Origin of the sequence: Dyadobacter soli (assembly GCF_900101885.1) — a bacterium.
In the GTDB taxonomy this organism is placed as follows: Bacteria; Bacteroidota; Bacteroidia; order Cytophagales; family Spirosomataceae; genus Dyadobacter; species Dyadobacter soli.
This window is the reverse complement of record NZ_FNAN01000004.1, coordinates 302,759-320,251: the sequence shown is the minus strand read 5'-3', so window position 1 is coordinate 320,251 and position 17,493 is coordinate 302,759. Positions and strand designations below refer to the sequence as shown.

Here is a 17,493-nt window from a genome sequence, read left to right as displayed (position 1 = left end):
CGGTTTTGTAACCTGAGGCTGAGTAATTGGAGAGTAAAATACGACAAAAACGACTTAAAACTAAAATAGTCCACCACTAAACACGCTGGTAAAATGAACACTTTCGAGGATCAGGTCGCCGTGATTACGGGTGCCGCTTCCGGTTTGGGACTTGTTATTGCCCATAAGCTGCTGAACGAGGGGGCGAAAATTGGATTGCTGGATTGGAACGAGCAGGCATTGCACGACGAATTTGTGGGTAATGCAGAGCGCGAGGCGCTTATTGGCGTGGATGTTACCGACGAGCAGCGGGTTGGACAGGCAGTAGCGCGCGTGGTGGAGCGTTTTGGTAAAATCGATATCTTGATCAACTGTGCCGGGATTACCGGTGCAACTAATATCAAAAGCCACGAAGTTGATACCGCCAATTTGCAGAAGGTGTTCAATATCAATTTCATGGCCAGCTTTTACACGGCCAAGGCTGTTCTGCCTTACATGTTGCAAGCCAACTACGGACGGATTCTCCACATAGCCTCCATTGCCGGCAAGGAAGGTAATGCCGGTATGCTGGCCTATTCGGCTTCGAAAGCGGCCGTCCTTGGAATGACCAAAGTGCAGGGGAAAGAGTATGCGGAAACGGGCATTACCGTGAATGCGCTGGCGCCGGCGGTGATCCGTACACCGCTCGTGGACGCCATGCCCGAAGCACAGGTGAAGTACATGACCGACAAAATTCCTATGAAACGCTGCGGCACGCTGGAAGAGGCTGCGAATATGGCCGCATTCATCGTTTCACCGGAAAACAGCTTCACTACCGGCTTCACGTTCGACCTCTCGGGCGGCCGGGCAACGTATTAACGACTGTCCGGCTTACGACTGTTTCTCCAACTCGATAAAATCCTGGCGCGCGGGCGTAAAGCAATCGATTACCCTGCATTGTGTATGCGCGATCGCCGAATGCGGGGCGTGCGGCGGAATGTGGGCTGTCATGCCCGGCGTGAGCAGCATCGTTTCCCCATCGACGGTAAATTCCAGCTCTCCTTCCAGCACGTGGCACCATTGCTCGTGGAAATGGCTGTGCTCGGGCAGCACCGTGCCGGCATCGATCGTAAAGTGCCCGAACGTCTGCTGCTCCGAGTGACCGAGCGTACCATATATCCCGTCCCAGATTTTGACTACTTTATTGGTTTTAAAATTGACGAAAGGCATTGTTGGATGAATTTGATTGCTATTTGAAAATTGTAAAAGTAGCCTTTACCGTAATACGCTTCGTCTTAATTTCTGCTTTTTCCGGCAGGGGGCCAAATTTTTCCGGGTCATCGCGCCGGGCGCCGAGAATGTCTTGACCGTAATCGGCCGCCAGTGCAAACCTTCGCCATTTAATTCCGGCCGTTGCCGAAGCAACCGGCAAAACCAGGTCATAGCCGAATGCGTCGCGGATGATCAGTTTTTCTTCGTAAAAGGGATGTTCGGTAACGGTCAGAAATTTTTCGATCCCTGCCTTCGCTTCTATGAAAAGCTTGAATTTCGACCGGGGATTGATGTACCAGCGTATTCCACTTTCTGCGCGTGCATGGTGATGGGTTTCGCGCGCGTACCAGAATCCTGAATCGTACCATTGGCTGAAAACATCGGGCAGGATGTCGGTTTGATGATAGGCAAACTGTAAGAGTCCGGAAAATCTTGCATTAATATGCCTTTCAACCCACAACCCTGTACCCCAGACGTAGTTGGACTTAAAGTGGGATATATAACCGCCGCCGTCGTCTTTAAACTTTCGGGAATCTTCGTAGTAATTTCGATCATAGTAAGTGCGCCCAAGACCTGCGGCTACGCCAAACTCCCATTTGGAAGTATTTTGGGCAGCCAGTTCAGGGGTAAGGCAGGATATATAAATGGTCATAATGATTGTCAGTAGCGTTTTCATAGCATATCAGTTAAAATGAATGATTTACAGACTACGATTTATCCCGCTTGCGAGCAGGTTTTGACCGGCCGGCGCCAATGCACCAGCCGGATCGAATCGGCAAGCTTCCCTATTTTAGAATGACGGTCCGCGTAGAGATACTGCCGCTTTCTCCCTTTATCTGCACCAGGTAAGTGCCGGAAGGAACATTCGATAATGAAATCTTTTGACGGTGCATTCCCTCGCCGGAAAGCACTTGCCTGAAATGCACGTTACCGCGCATATCCAGCACGGACAGCTCGGTTTTTTCTCCTTTATTCAGATAATAGGAAACCTCGAATTCCCCAGAATTGGGATTGGGTGAGATAAGAAGGTCAGCGACGGGCTTGGTTTCCAGGTCATCAGCACCCATTCTGGCATTGCCATTGCTGTTGACGCAAATGCGGTCCTGCCGGCAACTTCCGCCGCCTGCTCCCTGGATACGGATCGTATTGTTGCCTGCGCTGAGATTGACACTAAATGTTTGCTCGGTCCACACGATATTCCACGAGCCGGAATTGGGTAGGCTGATGGTTTGAGCATTTCCACCGTTCACCTGCACGGCTACCGAGAAAGCCGCGGACGAATAGTATCGGAGCTTCACATAATAAGTACCGGCCGTGGGCACTCCTGTAATGGGGTAGTCGACATAATGATTGGCATTGTTTCCCTCGCCGCGCGTTTGGCCGTTCGAGGCGTTCGGGTCACTGGTTATGGGCCCGGTGCCAGCTGATAATTCAGATTCTTTGCATTGGCTGAAATTGGGCGAGCCATTTACCGTCACGGTCACTGTCGCGGGGTTACTCGTACAGCCATTCACCGTACACGTGGCAGAATAGGCCGTGGTTGATCCCGGGGATACATTCACCGAGCTGCTATTGCCCAGGCCGTTGGACCAGGTAATCGTTCCGTTGCAATTGCTTGCCGAGAGTGAGCTGGAAGCACCTGCGTTAATGGTGGAAGGATTTGCACTCACGGCTGGTGGGTTCGGCGGGTTGCAGCCGCTTCCTCCGGTGACGCAAATCTTGTCCTGCCGGCAACTGCCTCCGCCGATGCCCTGGATCTTAATGGTATTGGTGCCTGCGCTGAGGTTGACATTAAATGATTGTTCCGTCCAGACGATGTTCCACGAGCCGGAGTTGGCCAGGTTGACCGTCTGCCCGCCGCCGCCGTTGACACTTACACTTACAACCGGCGTGCCAGACGAATAGTACCGGAGCTTCACGGCATATACCCCATTGGAAGGAACCCCGGTAACCATATAATCGACGTAGTGGTTGGCATTGTTTTCAGCGCCGCGCGTCTGCCCGTTGGAGGCATTGGGGTCACTGGTTACCGGTCCGTTGCCGTTAGCATTTTCGGACTCGATGCAGGCATTCAGCGCGCCTCCGCCACCGACGCTGATGTTCGTCGTGGCAGTTTTGGAACCGCACCCGTTTCTGGTAGCGGTAACCGTGTAGGTATAGTTGCCCGCCGCGCCGGGAGCATTGATATTGAGCGGCGATGCGCTGCCATTGGCCCCATTTCCGCTCCACGCGTAAGTAACACCGCCACAATCGCCTCCGGAGCAGCTGTAAAGCAACTGCAAGCCCTGACCCGGAGCCGGGTTACCGTTGCTGTTCGATGCCGAGACATTGAAGTTGCAGCTGTTTTGCGTCGTGAGACTGAGCGGTGCGACATTCAGCATGCAACCGTTTTTAATGGTACTCATATTGTATGTGTACGACCCTGGTACCGCAGGCGCATTGATGGTAATGGACTTGCCATTCTGCACCACGCCATTGCCTGTCCATTGATGGCTGCTGATGTGCGGGCACCCAGAGCCGGAGCAGTTCGCAGACAACGTTACCGGCGCTCCGCACGCGGGTGCGGCTGGCGAAGCGCTGGTGGAGATCGTAAAGTTGCAGTCGGTACAAGGAGTAATGAACGAAATTCCCACCTGCGTCCATGCATACGCCGCCTGCCGCGCGATGTCGGAGCAGGCACCATACGCATCGATCGCACCTTGCACCGTTGCTTCTGCCGCATCGAAATAGGTGGAATTGGAATGCAGGTAGAACTGCATGGCCCGGTACACAACCTTGGCGGGTTTCGCATAATCCAGCGGCGTACCTGTGGGCCCGCCCGTGCGCATGTACCAATACCATTTGTTCATGACGCCGCTGTTGCGGTGTACGCCGCCGTTATCGGAAGGGTCATTGGTTGGTAGCCAGTCGGGGCCAAGATAGGTGTCCGGTTGAGCATGGCCCGCATTGCCCCAGTTGGAAAAGGATTGCCGAGGATTTGACATACTTCTTAGTTGATCGGCGTCCTCTGCTATTCCATAATTGCCATTTGGCCCCAAGAGGTGAAACTCGAGTGTGGCTCCCATAATATCTGAAATGGATTCATTTATTGCTCCTGACTCTCCCTGATATGTCAAATTGACCATTTTTTGGATAAGTGCATGACCATGCTCATGTCCGAAGATGTCTGCAGTGACTAAACTATTTGAATTGGGAGCATACCCGAATCGAACCATATCCGAACCATCCCATTGTGCGTCCATAAAATTACATTCAACCAAAACCTTTGGGTACGCCCCATTCCCGTCATACCCATTTCTTAGGAACAATGATTGATACATTTCGTAGTTTTTTTGCGCAAGCCAATGGGCGGTTGTAGCATTGTGATTGCTATTCGCCCAGTTGCTATTAGGGTTGAAGACGTCAGGATTGGAATTCCATTGGCCTGTATGATTGATATCGATTCGAGTATTTAATTTGTTATTGTATGCACTCAACCTGTACTGGGCTCCTACCTGCTCGGTTTCGAAAATAACATTAGGCTGGCCATTCATATAGCGATTGTAATTGGGAAGCATAGTTGACGCAGTCCAGTTTGACAAGGTTCTCAATCCTATTTTGAGCTGTTCTGGTCGCGCCGTTATTTCATCTACTTTCACGAAACAGTTCATAAATAGTGGCACGTTTTTCAAGATACTGCCGGTTCTGGCGTCCACATATACCCGGTAAGGTGCTTCGATCTTCTCCGATTTTAGGTCGAATACCCAGGCGAGCCGGTAACTTTCTTTAAGGAAATGCTCGTCCTGTCGTGCAAGGATCAATGAACCTATCGGAAGTATAACATCGTCAAAACTTTCTCGTGTTAGTCCTTGCTTTTCCAGCGCAGCTTGCAAGGCAACGCCTGCATCAATTCCTCCGGACACATCCACATTCAGTTCAGCTACAATCTTCCCGTGTGCAGTTTTCAATACATTTTCAATGGAATGTAGAGTGAACTCGTTACCTTCTACTAGGACATTTTTGTAGTACACCTGAAAAAGCTGATGCCGCATGGTGATTCTGGTGTCTTCCGTCGTGTCGGTGATGTCGCTAACTAGTCTAAGTTCATATCCTTCCGATAATCCAAGTTGAGTAGCATATCGTACTGCAAATGTATCCGGTGCGATTCTTGTGGCCGCGTCGTCTTTTAAAAACAGCCAGCCATAGTCGGTCATCCTACTGAAAAGTGAATCAAAGGAGGCGTCCCGGTGATTCCGATAGTGAGGATTGTATTTTGGTTGAGCCAAACAATTGATGGCTAACGCTGCGAGTATTACGCAGAAAGAAGATTTTAATAGTGTTTTCATTTTTTGCAAGTGTGTTAATTGTTTTTTTCGATTTTGTCAATGTACAGTGTCAAGATTGGTAGATCCGCAAGTTTTTCCTCGGTCCAATCCACAAGTTTGCCCGACACGCGATATGGAAATGAATCGGGCTCGGCTTTGCTTTTATGCGTTAATGAAAATCCTTCGATTTTGTAAAGAGATTTTTCACAGATACCTGATCTGTCAGAGACATAGCCCTCGCGCAGAGGTCGACTAGGAAACTTTCTTGAAAAATTAAGAGAATAGTCAGAAAAGTAAGGTGGGCCTGTCAACGATACAGGTTCGTCTTGGATGTACTCCACATGCGCATTGAAAAAAGGAAGGCAACACGAAGCATCCCGGCACTCCGGATCAGGCTTATCGCGTTTGCAATTGAAAACGGCCAGAAAGAATAATGCGCTGGCACAGGAGACTAATTTTCTTTTCATGTTAAGTGTGGTTTAATTAATTTTTTCGATTTTGTCTATGAACAAATGTAGGATTGGTGTTCCGATGAGTTTTTCCTGAGTCCAATCCACAAGCTTGCCCGATACGCGATATGGAAATGAATCTGGTCCGCTTATGCTTTTATGTGTCAAAGGAAATCCTTCGAGTTTATAAAGAGATTTTTCACAGATGCCCGAAATGTGAGAGACATATTCTTTACGTGGGGGGCGACTAGGGAGCTTTCTTGAAAAATGAAAAGCATAGTCGGAAATATAGGGTGGCCCAATTAACGATACAGGTTCGTCTTGGATGTACTCCACATGCGCATTGAAAAAAGGAAGGCAACACGAAGCATCCCGGCATTCAGGATCAGGCTTATCGCGCTTGCAATTGAAAATGGCCAGAAAGAATAATGCGCTGGCACAGGAGACAATTTTTCTTTTCATATATAAGTGTGGTTTAATTAACTTTTTCGATTTTATCGATGTAAAGTGCGAGGATCGGCAAGTCGAGGTATTTCTCTCTGTTCCAGTCCATTAACTTTCCAGAAACCCTGTATGGGAATGATTTGGGTTCTTTCTTAGCGTCGTATGTAGGTGGAAAGCCTGCGAGCTTGATGAGAGACTTTTCGCAGACGAGCGCACCAGTGGTCCAATAATGCTCTCGCCTTTCTGTCGGGAATTTCCGAGTAAAATGAAAGGAATAGACCACGTCATACGGAGGCCCTGTCAACGCCACTGGCTCATCGACGATGTACTCCACATAATCGTAGTTAAAGGGATTACAACACGAAGCATCCCGGCATTCAGGATCAGGCTTATCGCGTTTGCAATTGAAAATGGCCAGAAAGAATAATGCGCTGGCGCAGGAGACAATTTTTCTTTTCATGTTCAAATGTGTGTTTGGTTAAAGATTTGATCGATGCACAACGTGAGGTTCGGAAGGGCTGCATCCATTCTTCCGTCCTATTCGACGACGTCCGCGCTCAGAGGAAGAGCGCAGATGCCGGGCAGGGCATAACCTTACAGGGCAGTTATTTTTGCCCTTTTTCCTGATGTTTTATTTTCCCGAATGGGTGTGTTGGAGTGCGATATTGGGATAATATCAAGGTATTATTTCAATAATTCAATGCGGTTTTTGAAGGAATGAGCATGGGTACCTGATCATTTAGCAGACGGTTAAAATCGAAGGACGAAGTAACGGTCTGCCATATAGGTATACAGTCAGATAACAGGTAGATATGGCGGAACCTGGTATTGCTGAAACTTTTAAAAGCCAACCCAATGGTTTTTTCACTTGTTTCCCTACATTTGTACAAACCGCACAAAATTTCAATATTTCAACATTGCGCAGGATCATTTCTATATTGCTGCTGGGGCTGTTGCTTTATAACATGGTAGGCTATTCGATAGTCTACCTGTCGGAAAAGCACTATACCATTAGTGCAGCGGGAAGTGATTTCGTTGAGCAAGCGGCTGGTTCCGTGGATATTGTAATCAAAGTGCCGGTGGCGGTGCCTTACCAGAACGACTGGGACGCTCCGGAGCCCGTTCAGGGGCAAATCGAGCATGAAGGCCAGTTTTACCAGATGAAAAGCCGGCAGTTGATCAACGATACGATGTACGTACACTGCGAGTTCGATCAGAATGCCCGCGATCGCTTTTCGGACCTCGTTTCGAAAATCAACGACCAGGTGACGGGCCAGGCATCGGGCACACAGAATGACGCCCATTCGAATGTTTTAAAGCATTTCCTCAAAGAATATATGACCGCCGGTCGCCAGCATACGTTCTACGTGCTGGAATGGGAGCCATCGAAAAATGGGCCCCTGCAATTTTCCGTCAGATCTGTTCTGCCTGAAAAATATTACTCCATACCATCCCCGCCGCCAGATCTGGCCTAGTTCATCTTTTTCTTATTCCTTCCTGAAATTGCGGACGTCCGTGTGTGTACGTTGGGTATATACTTGTATGCGCAAGATTGCACCTGTGAGTGCGCGTAAACAGGAGGAAAGACCGATTTACTAACCCAGAAATTCTTCCTCAAATGGCGCATATTGCTCTACCCGATGAATCGCTGCCCGGCATTGTCGGACTGTTCCACTTCCGGCCGGAAACGGCTGGCCCGCTGCAACTGCTCGCGGAAACCCTGCTGCGTGGCGAATCGCCCCTACCAAGCGGCGAGCGCGAACTGATCGCTTCCTATGTGTCGCTGCTCAATGACACGCATTTCTGCCATACCTCGCACGGTTCGGCAGCGATGGCGCATTTAGGTTATGACCTGAGCCTGATCGACGACATTAAGGACGGTTTCCAAAAGATCGAAGTCTCGCCCAAATTACGCGCATTGCTGAATATCGCTGCCAAAGTACAGAAAAGCGGCAAAGCTGTGACGGACGAGGACATCGCCGCAGCCCGCGCAGAAGGAGCCGGTGACAAGGAAATCCACGACACGGTGCTGATCGCGGCGGCTTTCTGCATGTTCAACCGCTATGTCGACGGGCTCGGTACCTGGGCTCCGGAAGCGAACGAGGCATATCGTGAAATGGGGCAGCGGATGGCATTTACGGGTTACGTGCGGTATCCGGTCAAGGCGGACGTTGCGGAAGTGTAGTCAAGAGTGGTCATTCATGGTCAAGTTTTGTCATTTGTAGTCAAGTTTAGTCACTTGTAGGCAAGGGTTGTTATTAGGAGTCATTGCTCTGACAATCCCTGACAACTACATGACAACTTACTGACCATTTCCTGACAAAAACGCCTATCGTTACACATTACAGAACAACTTCCTATGCCACATATCGCTTTACCGGAGCATCTGCCCGGCATTACCGGTTTGCTGGAATACAGCCGCGTAACGGCCGAGCCTATACGCCAGCTGACGCAGTTCATTTTGCGGGGCGAGAATTCGCTGTCGCCTGCCGAGCGCGAGCTGATCGCGACGATCGTGTCGCATCAAAATGAGTGCCGTTTTTGTACCGCTGCGCACACAGCCGCGGCCGATTTGCTGCTAGGTGAAAATGAAACCTGCGAGGTGATGAAGCAGGATATCGATGCCGCGCCGGTGAGCGACAAGATGAAAGCATTGCTGAAACTCGCGAAACAGGTGCAGCAAGGCGGAAAAGCGGTAACCGCCGAATCGATAGCCAATGCAAAGGCACAGGGCGCTACGCATACCGAAATCCACGACACGGTGCTGATCGCCGGGCTTTTTTGCCTCTATAACCGCTATGTCGACGGCATGGCCACTGTGGCGCCTGCCGATCCCCAGTTTTACACCGGTCTCGGCCAACGTTTAGTGCAATACGGTTACAACCGGTTACCTAACGGCTACGACCATTTGAAAAAGCAAGCACAACCTTCCTGACCTAATAGATCGAACTTCTATTTTAACCTAACCTATGAAAAAACTTTTACCCATCCTCTTCCTCATCATCAACCTGTGTTTCGCGACGGGCGTGGCACAGAATGCAGTCGCGCAGGCGACTAAAATTTCGGGGCATATCTTTGATAATGACTCGCAAAAGCCTGTTTCGGGTGTTTCGGTTTCCGTCAAAGGCAGGAACACCGGCACCATTACCAATGCTGAGGGTTATTTTGAATTAAAAACCAATACCCCCGCGACGCTGCTCATCTCACTTATGGGCTATGCGCGGCAGGAAAAGGAAGTGGCATCTTCGGAGAGCTTGCGGATCAATCTGGTACCGGCTATCGAGGAGCTCAACCAGGTGGTGGTTACCGCTTCCCGCGTGGAAGAAAATATCCTGCGGTCACCGGTGAGCATCGAGAAAATGGATTCCCGGGCTATCCAGCAGACGCCTTCGGCCAATTTTTATGATGGTTTAGTAAACCTGAAATCGCTCGATATGGTGACGAGTAGTTTAACCTACAAACAAATCAACACCCGAGGGTTCAATACCACGGGTAACAGCCGCTTTTTGCAACTGGTGGATGGCGTTGATAACCAGCCTTCGGGCCTGGGTTTTGCGATGGGTAACCTGTTCGGTCCGCATGATATCGACGTCGAGAGCGCTGAACTGATCCCGGGCGCGGCATCCGCATTGTACGGCCCGATTGCATTCAACGGAATGCTTAATACACGCACCAAAAATCCTTTTGAATACCAGGGACTGAGCGCCCAGACCAAGTTCGGCATCAACCACATCGGCGATGGTACCGACCTTGGCGCGAAACCGCTCTACGACCTGGCGATCCGATATGCGAAAGCCTTCAACAACAAACTTGCATTCAAAGTCAATGCGTCGTACCTGAAAGGCACGGACTGGTACGCCAATGATTACACGGACATCGATCCGAACACCAACCCGGAAAACCGCGGCCCGAACAATCCCGGCCGCAATGCGCTGAACATCTACGGCGACGAGGTGGCGCAGGCATTGCCGAACATCGGCCGCGTATCGCGCACGGGTTACGAGGAAAAAGACCTGGCTACTTACGGCGTTTACAGCCTGAAACTGAGCGGCGCGCTGCATTACCGCATTACCGACAAGCTGGAAGCCATTTACCAGGGCAATTACAACCAGGGTACGGCCCAATACACGGGTTCGAACCGGTTTGTGATCAATGATTTCAAATTCGTACAGCACCGTTTGGAACTTCGCGGGAGCAACTTTTACGTCCGTGCTTATACGAATCACGAGTATTCTACCAATTCGTACAACACCCGTGCATTGGGCCAGCAGATCAACCGTACCTGGGTGAAAGACCTTGCCGGCAACACCGTGGCGCCCAACAAGGCCGATTCAACGTGGTTTGCAAGGTATGCGGCGGCTTATACCGGTGAGGTGGGTGGTGTGACGCAGCAAAACCACACGGCTGCACGCGCATTCGCGGACGAGGGCCGCATTGCGCCCGGTTCGGACGCATTCAATACAGCCAAGGATCAGCTGATCAAAACACGCGGACTGGCGGGCGCCGGCATTCTCAGCCAATGCAGCCTGAACCACATCGAAGGCATGTACGATTTCAGTTCGCTGCTGAAAGTGATCAATTTCCAGGTGGGAGGTAACTACCGGAAGTATTTCCTCAACACCGGCGGGACGCTTTTTGACGATAAGGACAAAAACCTGACGAACGAAGAGTATGGCGTGTTTGCACAAGCTTCGAAATCGTTCTGGAAAGACAAGCTGAAACTCACGGTGTCGGGCCGTTATGATAAAAATGAGAATTTCGATGGTCGTTTCACACCGCGCGCGTCCGCTGTTTTTTCACCCAACGAAAACCACCATTTCCGCGCTTCCTACCAGACAGGTTTCCGCAACCCGACGATCGGCGATCAGTACATTAAGCTGAATGTAGGCCCGATCATCATTCTCGGCGGCGCTCCCGTCAATTCGGAAGGGATGAATGCCTATACCAATTCGGTAACGATCGCGTCGTTCTCGCAATTTGCGGCGGCATTTGGCGCGGATGTGCAAAATGGCGTCCCCTTTCCGCAAGCCGTGGCCAATAACAAGGACAAACTCGTGAAGTCCAGTGTGCCTTACATCAAATCGGAGAAGGTTAAAAGCTATGAAGTGGGTTATAAAGGGCTGATCGCGAAGAGATTGCTTTTTGATATTAACTACTATTACAGCCATTACACGGATTTCATGATCAATACCGTGGTAGCTGCTGCGCCTTCGAACATCCTGGCCGCCGACGGCTCCGTGAACCAGATGGCCGCCATGGAGCTGCTGGGTGCCGGACGGCAGTTGTATCAGTTGTATACCAATGCCAAAGACGAAGTGTCGATCCAGGGTGTAAGCGCCGGTTTGACCTACTCTTTACCTAAAAACTACAAAGTATCAGCCAATGCGACCTGGATCGATTTCAACATGGGCGATGCCGATCCGAACAACATTCCCGCATTCAATACCCCGAAATGGAAAACCAATGTGATGTTCGGCAATGCACGCCTCACCGACCGCCTCGGGTTCAATGTGGCGTGGCACTGGCAGGAGGCTTTCGACTGGTACGGCACATTCACCGAAATGCGCCCTGGCCGTGTGAATGCCTACAATTTGCTCGATGCGCAGGTGAGCTACCGCATTCCCAGCCTGAAAACGGTGGTGAAACTGGGCGGTTCCAATATTACCAACAAATACATCGTGCAGGCTTACGGCTCACCGGCTGTGGGCGGGCTGTATTATGTGAGTCTGAACTTTGACGAACTATTCCGCTAATCAGCTATGGAAACATTGGAAATCACCCGTGCAGAACCGATCAGCGTCAGCCAGAAATGGCTTGCGTTCGGCCTATGCGTCGTAGCGTACGCGCTCAGCGGAACGGTATCGACGCTAATGTCGGTGTATCTGCCGGTCGCCATTCCCGAGCTGAAAGGCGCGGCGGTGAGCGAGGCGGAGCTCGGCGAAATAGGGGCTTATGTAAATGCGGTTTACCTCTACGGCTGGATGTGTGGCGGGCTGCTGTTCGGCGTGGTAAGCGACCGGATCGGCCGGAAAAAATCGTTGACGCTCGTGACGGCATTGTACGGCATTTCAACCTGCCTCGTCACCATCGTTCCCGATTGGTACTCATTGCTCGCGATCCGTTTCACCGCCGGAATGGGCGTAGGCGGCGTGTTGTTGATCACCACGGTATACATTTCGGAGATTTGGGAAGATCGCAGCCGTGCCGTAATCCTGGGCGTGCTGGCGGTCTGCTTTCCGATCGGCATTGTCACAACAGGCAGTTTGAACCTGCTTTTTTCCAACTGGCGCACGGGATTTGGCATTGGCGTTATTCCGGTGCTGGCTGCATTGCTGATCTTCCTGCTTTTGCCGGAATCGGATCGGTGGAAGGGCGTCAGGGAAGTCAAAGCCGGTCATGGAAGTATTTTTGACGCTCAAAACCGGCCTAATGTGATCCGCGGCTCGTTGATTTTTGGTGCGGTGCTGATCGGGCTCTGGGGCATATTCTCCTGGCTTCCTACGTGGGCGCAGTCGCTGCTCGCGAGCGGGCAGGACGGCCAGAAGGAGCGGGGCCTGCTGATGATCCTGCTCGGAATGGGCGGCATTACCGGCGGCGTGTTTTCGGGTATTTTAATGAACCGGTTTGGCAAGAAAAACACCTTGATGGCCACATTCGCTACCTGCGTGGTGATGTGCGGCGTGCTGTTTATCACCAACCGCACATTTACAAGCATTATTTACATCGAAACGGCGCTGCTTGCATTCTGTTTCGGGATCAGCCAGGGGGCATTGTCGAGCTACATACCCGAGCTGTTTCCGTTTGCGGTGCGCGGCACGGCCACTGGCTTTTGTTTTAACGTCGGCCGGTTCTTTACCGCGACGGCGGTGTTTTTCATTGGCTCGCTGGTGGCGGTGCTTGGAGGTTTCGGGAATGCATTGCTCGTGTTCTCATTACCCTTTCTGATTGCATTAATCGTCACATTCAGAAGTAAATGAGCAGAATTTTGCGTATTATCATAGGTTAATATATTAGGCAAACGGGTTCGCCGCTTGGCGAACCCATTTCTTTACAAATCTTTTGATGCGATGCATCATTATGACCCGGTAATGTCACAATCTTAGCTACAAATCTTTTGGTGCGCTGCACCTTTTCATATGAAAAAGCTCTTTTACCTTGGCGTTATTGGTGTTATCCTTTACGAAATAGCGAAGGTTTACTTCATTATGCCGATGCCGGGCAGTCAGCAGATGAATAGCATCGATGCTGCCTATTTCCTGCATACCTGGCGCTGGCCGCTGCGGATCTTGTTCTGGGCGATGATCATTGCCGGTGGGTTTGCTGTTTTTTCGGGTAAAATGAAATGGCTTGGCGGTATACTGGTATTGCTGGCGGTGGGTATTACTTATGTTACCAACTTTGAAATGGCCGCGGATACGATGTTCTATCAGCCCTCGCAGGTAATCCAGCACAATGCGGCTTCCAACAAGGTCGAAATGGATCGCCTGGTGATCGGCGTGGAAGCGAACGGCGAAGCGAAGGCGTATCCGATCCAGTATATCGGTTACCACCACCAGGTGCGCGATTCGCTCGGCGGGAAGCCCATTATGGTTACGTATTGCACCGTATGCCGCACAGGCCGCGTTTTTGAACCGACCGTCGAAGGCAAACCGGAGACCTTCCGGTTGGTGGGAATGGACCATTTCAATGCGATGTTCGAAGACAGTGAAACGGGCAGCTGGTGGCGGCAGGTTAACGGCGAGGCCATTGCCGGCCCGCTGAAAGGGAAAATGCTCCCGGAGCTCGCCAGCACGCAGACTTCATTGAGCCAATGGCTGAAATTACATCCCGACAGCAAGGTAATGCAGCCCGACCCGATATACCGGGCCACGTACGACTCCATGAGCCGATACGAATCGGGCCGTGGCAAATCCGCACTCACGAAAACCGACACATTACCCTGGAAAGACAAATCATGGGTAGTGGGCATCCAGGCCGGCGGCGCAGCCAAAGCATTCGACTGGAACCGGCTCAAAAAAGAGCATATTATCAACAGCCAGGTTGGTACTGTGCCGGTAGCCTTGGTGCTCAGCGCCGACCACAACAGCTTTTTCGCATTCGATAAAGGAATCAATGAAGCATTCACATTCAGAAACGACACTATTTTTACCCAAACCAGCACCCATAACCTCCTGGGCAAACGCCTCACCGGCACCGGCAACGACTTGAAACGCATCAACGCCTACCAGGAATTCTGGCACAGCTGGCGCACCTTCCACCCCGGCACCGACCAATACTAAAATTCGTGAACATTCGCGCCTTCGTGGCATAAGCAAAGTACAACCACCAATGAAACAACACCACACAATCACCCTCATTCTCTGCACACTTCTCCAAACTGCTTACGCACAAACCGAGAAAAAGAAGGATTACGATAAAGTTTTAGACCTTAACGAAGTCACCGTAGGCGAGCGCAAGAACATTATCCACACCGAACGCCTTCCCGACGTTCACAATACCTACATTACCGCCGGTAAAAAGAGCGAGGTGATCCAGATCGACGGCGTGAACGGCAATATCGCAGAGAAAACCGGCCGCCAGATCTTCGCCAAAATCCCAGGCGTATTTGTCTACGATATGGACGGCAGCGGCAACCAGATCAACATTTCCACCCGTGGCCTCGACCCGCACCGCTCGTGGGAATACAACATCCGGCAAAACGGCATCATCACCAACTCCGATATGTACGGCTACCCGGCCAGTCATTACAGCCCCGCCATGGAATCCATCCAGCGCGTGGAACTGGTACGCGGAACGTCCTCATTGCAGTATGGTGCGCAGTTCGGGGGGATGATCAACTATGTCACCAAAAGCCCGGATACGACGAAGGCATTTACATTCGAAACTATCAATTCTGCTGGTTCCTTCGGGCTTTTCAGTTCCTATAATGCCATTGGCGGCAAGGTGGGTAAGCTCACCTACTCGGCCTATTACCAGAAGCGGCACTCGAACGGCTACCGCAAGAATGCGAAATCCGATGCGGAGTCGCAGTATGTGAGTTTGATGTACGAATTCAGCAAAGCGTTCCGCATTAAGGCGGAGCTGGGGCGTTCGGAATATGTATATCAAATTCCGGGGCCGCTCACGGACGCGATGTTCAAAGAAGACCCGCGCCAATCGACCCGCTCGCGTAACTATTTCAATCCCGACATTTACGTGCCGTCGATCGTGATGGACTGGAAAGTCAATCCGAATACCCAGGTGAAACTCACGACCTCCGGCGTGTACGGCGCGCGCAACAGCGTGATGTTCGACGCGTTCGCGAATGTGCCCGACACGATCAGCCGCGTGACCAATGCCTACCGCGCCCGCCAGGTGGATATCGATAATTTCAAAAGCTTCACTTCGGAGCTGCGCCTCGTGCACCAGTATGATTTCCTGGGTTTCCGTAACGTGGTTTCGGGCGGCATTCAATACATGCACAACAAGCTCCGCCGCCGCCAGCTCGGCAAAGGCACCACCGGCAGCGACTTCGATCTCGCTTTGACCGACCCGCAGTTTGGCCGTGACATGTACATGACCACCGATAACATTGCCGTGTTCGTGGAAAACCTCATTTTCGTCACCCCGCGCCTCAGCTTCTCGCCTGGCGTGCGCATTGAGAAAGGCGGTACCGACATGACCGGCAAGATCACCTACTACGATCCGCAGAACCTGCCGAATATGATCAAACACAGCTTCCCCCTCTTCGGGATCAGCTCACAATATAAGATCGGTGAAAACAGCCGTGCTTATGCAGGCTTCTCGCAAGCTTATCGTCCGGTGGTGTTCAAGGACATTATCCCCGGGTCGGTACTAGAAAGAGTGGACAAAAACCTGAAAGACGCGAACGGCTACAATCTCGAAGCGGGCATCAGCGGTAACATCCGCGATGTGCTCAAATACGACATCGGGCTGTTCCAGGTGATGATCAACCACCGGATGGGCACAGTGTCGATGAAGGACGAAAACGGCACCGCATACCTGTACCGCACCACCACCGGCGACAGCAAAACCCGCGGCGTGGAAGCATATCTCGAATACACGGCATTCAAGCAATATAATGGCGGCGAGCCTCAGACCGAACTCTCATTTTTTACCTCGACGTCCTATTTCGATGCGAAATACGTTCGCGGAACGGCGGTATCGAATGGCGAGAACAAAAGCGTAGCCGGCAACCGGGTAGAGGGTGTTCCGACGTGGATTTCAAGAAATGGCATTCAATTTCAATACAAAAAACTCTCGGTAACTGCTCAGTACAGCTATGTGAGCTCCAACTTCGCCAACCCGCTGAACACCGTGGAACCTTCGGCGAACGGTACCGTCGGTAAAGTGCCGGGTTACGGCCTGCTCGATGTGAATGCCACGCTTTACCTGGGGCAGCATTACAAATTGCGTTTCGGCGTGAACAACATTACCGACAAGCAATACTTCACCAAACGACCTACCATGTATCCCGGCGCGGGCGTGTGGAGCTCAGATGGAAGGAGCCTGGGCGTTTCGTTCGGGATCAAGATTTAATGAGGCGGATGGTTGAATGTGTGAATGTGTGAATGGTTGAATGTGTGAATGTGTGAATGGTTGAATGAGTGAATGTGTGAATGAGTGAATGAGTGAATGAGTGAATGTGTGAATGAGTTTTGAATAGGGGTGAATTTTGGATGATAGAATCGTTCGAAGTAAAATGCCGCTAGGCATGCAACATTGGTAGGAAAATGGTTGCTGACAAGTCCAGAAATGCCCTTGGGCATGCAACGACCACGCTAATGCTTTGCTGTTACATCCCTGACGGGATTTTGAAAACGTCCTACCTTTTCGGTTTCGTACCAATATTACATCGCTACGCGATTTACTATGGTTTAAGCAATAGCGCGAACGTCTACGTTCTGGCTATTCTTGCTATTCACTCATTCACTCATTCACTCATTCAGTCATTCACTCATTCAATCATTCAGTCATTCAGTCATTCACTCATTCAATCATTCACTTCCAGCCGGTTATGATTAGCGGGAAAATAGTTTTAAATTAATAGTGACGTTTCCCTCTTC

General features: G+C 51.0%; 14 protein-coding genes. 8 read left to right on the top strand and 6 right to left on the bottom strand.

The genetic code is table 11. From position 1 onward, the window contains the following. Window positions 1-93: 93 nt before the first annotated feature. A complete protein-coding gene (locus BLQ88_RS07955) occupies window positions 94-837 on the top strand; it encodes an SDR family NAD(P)-dependent oxidoreductase (RefSeq protein WP_090148242.1) in 744 nt (247 codons plus the stop codon). A 12-nt stretch (window positions 838-849) separates the two neighbouring features. Here the strand turns inward: BLQ88_RS07955 and BLQ88_RS07950 are convergent, their stop codons facing one another. From BLQ88_RS07950 to BLQ88_RS07935, 6 genes are all read right to left on the bottom strand, one after another. Next, on the bottom strand, window positions 850-1,188 hold the full coding sequence (locus BLQ88_RS07950) for a cupin domain-containing protein (RefSeq protein WP_090148241.1): 339 nt from the start codon (window positions 1,186-1,188) through the stop codon (window positions 850-852). Window positions 1,189-1,207: 19 nt separating this feature from the next. Further along, window positions 1,208-1,906: a hypothetical protein gene (locus BLQ88_RS07945; RefSeq protein ID WP_090148239.1), complete on the bottom strand. Its 699-nt coding sequence runs from the start codon at window positions 1,904-1,906 to the stop codon at window positions 1,208-1,210. A gap of 109 nt (window positions 1,907-2,015) precedes the next feature. Beyond that, the gene (locus tag BLQ88_RS07940) at window positions 2,016-4,763 is read right to left on the bottom strand and encodes a M4 family metallopeptidase (protein ID WP_374754754.1); all 2,748 of its coding nucleotides are present in this window, start codon (window positions 4,761-4,763) and stop codon (window positions 2,016-2,018) included. Between the two features lie 806 nt (window positions 4,764-5,569). Further along, window positions 5,570-6,001: a hypothetical protein gene (locus BLQ88_RS36405; RefSeq protein ID WP_143016812.1), complete on the bottom strand. Its 432-nt coding sequence runs from the start codon at window positions 5,999-6,001 to the stop codon at window positions 5,570-5,572. 12 nt (window positions 6,002-6,013) lie between these two features. Continuing rightward, window positions 6,014-6,445: a hypothetical protein gene (locus BLQ88_RS36400; RefSeq protein WP_143016811.1), complete on the bottom strand. Its 432-nt coding sequence runs from the start codon at window positions 6,443-6,445 to the stop codon at window positions 6,014-6,016. 13 nt (window positions 6,446-6,458) lie between these two features. Beyond that, a complete protein-coding gene (locus BLQ88_RS07935) occupies window positions 6,459-6,887 on the bottom strand; it encodes a hypothetical protein (RefSeq protein WP_090148236.1) in 429 nt (142 codons plus the stop codon). A gap of 457 nt (window positions 6,888-7,344) precedes the next feature. Between BLQ88_RS07935 and BLQ88_RS07930 the strand changes: the two genes are divergently transcribed. The 7 genes from BLQ88_RS07930 (at window position 7,345) to BLQ88_RS07900 (ending at window position 16,966) form a co-directional block, all read left to right on the top strand. Further along, a complete protein-coding gene (locus tag BLQ88_RS07930) occupies window positions 7,345-7,902 on the top strand; it encodes a hypothetical protein (protein ID WP_090148439.1) in 558 nt (185 codons plus the stop codon). Between the two features lie 143 nt (window positions 7,903-8,045). Further along, window positions 8,046-8,612, top strand: coding sequence for a carboxymuconolactone decarboxylase family protein (locus tag BLQ88_RS07925; protein WP_090148235.1), 567 nt, complete (start codon window positions 8,046-8,048; stop codon window positions 8,610-8,612). Between the two features lie 174 nt (window positions 8,613-8,786). Then, complete coding sequence (locus tag BLQ88_RS07920) at window positions 8,787-9,362, top strand: carboxymuconolactone decarboxylase family protein (RefSeq protein ID WP_090148234.1); 576 nt, start codon at window positions 8,787-8,789, stop codon at window positions 9,360-9,362. A gap of 34 nt (window positions 9,363-9,396) precedes the next feature. Then, window positions 9,397-12,180, top strand: a complete 2,784-nt coding sequence (locus BLQ88_RS07915; RefSeq protein WP_090148232.1) for a TonB-dependent receptor — start codon at window positions 9,397-9,399, stop codon at window positions 12,178-12,180. 6 nt (window positions 12,181-12,186) lie between these two features. Then, on the top strand, window positions 12,187-13,404 hold the full coding sequence (locus BLQ88_RS07910) for an MFS transporter (RefSeq protein ID WP_090148230.1): 1,218 nt from the start codon (window positions 12,187-12,189) through the stop codon (window positions 13,402-13,404). 159 nt (window positions 13,405-13,563) lie between these two features. Next, window positions 13,564-14,706 (top strand): DUF3179 domain-containing (seleno)protein, encoded by a 1,143-nt coding sequence (locus tag BLQ88_RS07905; protein WP_090148229.1) that lies wholly within the window; start codon window positions 13,564-13,566, stop codon window positions 14,704-14,706. Window positions 14,707-14,755: 49 nt separating this feature from the next. Beyond that, window positions 14,756-16,966 carry a TonB-dependent receptor family protein gene (locus BLQ88_RS07900; RefSeq protein ID WP_090148227.1) on the top strand — a complete coding sequence of 737 codons (2,211 nt, stop codon included), beginning with the start codon at window positions 14,756-14,758 and terminating at the stop codon, window positions 16,964-16,966. Window positions 16,967-17,493: the final 527 nt, after the last annotated feature.

Coding starts and splice junctions, on each gene's coding strand:
- BLQ88_RS07955 (WP_090148242.1), top strand. CDS start 94: ATGAACACTTTCGAGGATCAGGTCGCCGTGATTACGGGTGCCGCTTCC.
- BLQ88_RS07950 (WP_090148241.1), bottom strand. CDS start 1,188: ATGCCTTTCGTCAATTTTAAAACCAATAAAGTAGTCAAAATCTGGGAC.
- BLQ88_RS07945 (WP_090148239.1), bottom strand. CDS start 1,906: ATGAAAACGCTACTGACAATCATTATGACCATTTATATATCCTGCCTT.
- BLQ88_RS07940 (WP_374754754.1), bottom strand. CDS start 4,763: ATGAATGGCCAGCCTAATGTTATTTTCGAAACCGAGCAGGTAGGAGCC.
- BLQ88_RS36405 (WP_143016812.1), bottom strand. CDS start 6,001: ATGAAAAGAAAATTAGTCTCCTGTGCCAGCGCATTATTCTTTCTGGCC.
- BLQ88_RS36400 (WP_143016811.1), bottom strand. CDS start 6,445: ATGAAAAGAAAAATTGTCTCCTGTGCCAGCGCATTATTCTTTCTGGCC.
- BLQ88_RS07935 (WP_090148236.1), bottom strand. CDS start 6,887: ATGAAAAGAAAAATTGTCTCCTGCGCCAGCGCATTATTCTTTCTGGCC.
- BLQ88_RS07925 (WP_090148235.1), top strand. CDS start 8,046: ATGGCGCATATTGCTCTACCCGATGAATCGCTGCCCGGCATTGTCGGA.
- BLQ88_RS07920 (WP_090148234.1), top strand. CDS start 8,787: ATGCCACATATCGCTTTACCGGAGCATCTGCCCGGCATTACCGGTTTG.
- BLQ88_RS07915 (WP_090148232.1), top strand. CDS start 9,397: ATGAAAAAACTTTTACCCATCCTCTTCCTCATCATCAACCTGTGTTTC.
- BLQ88_RS07910 (WP_090148230.1), top strand. CDS start 12,187: ATGGAAACATTGGAAATCACCCGTGCAGAACCGATCAGCGTCAGCCAG.
- BLQ88_RS07905 (WP_090148229.1), top strand. CDS start 13,564: ATGAAAAAGCTCTTTTACCTTGGCGTTATTGGTGTTATCCTTTACGAA.
- BLQ88_RS07900 (WP_090148227.1), top strand. CDS start 14,756: ATGAAACAACACCACACAATCACCCTCATTCTCTGCACACTTCTCCAA.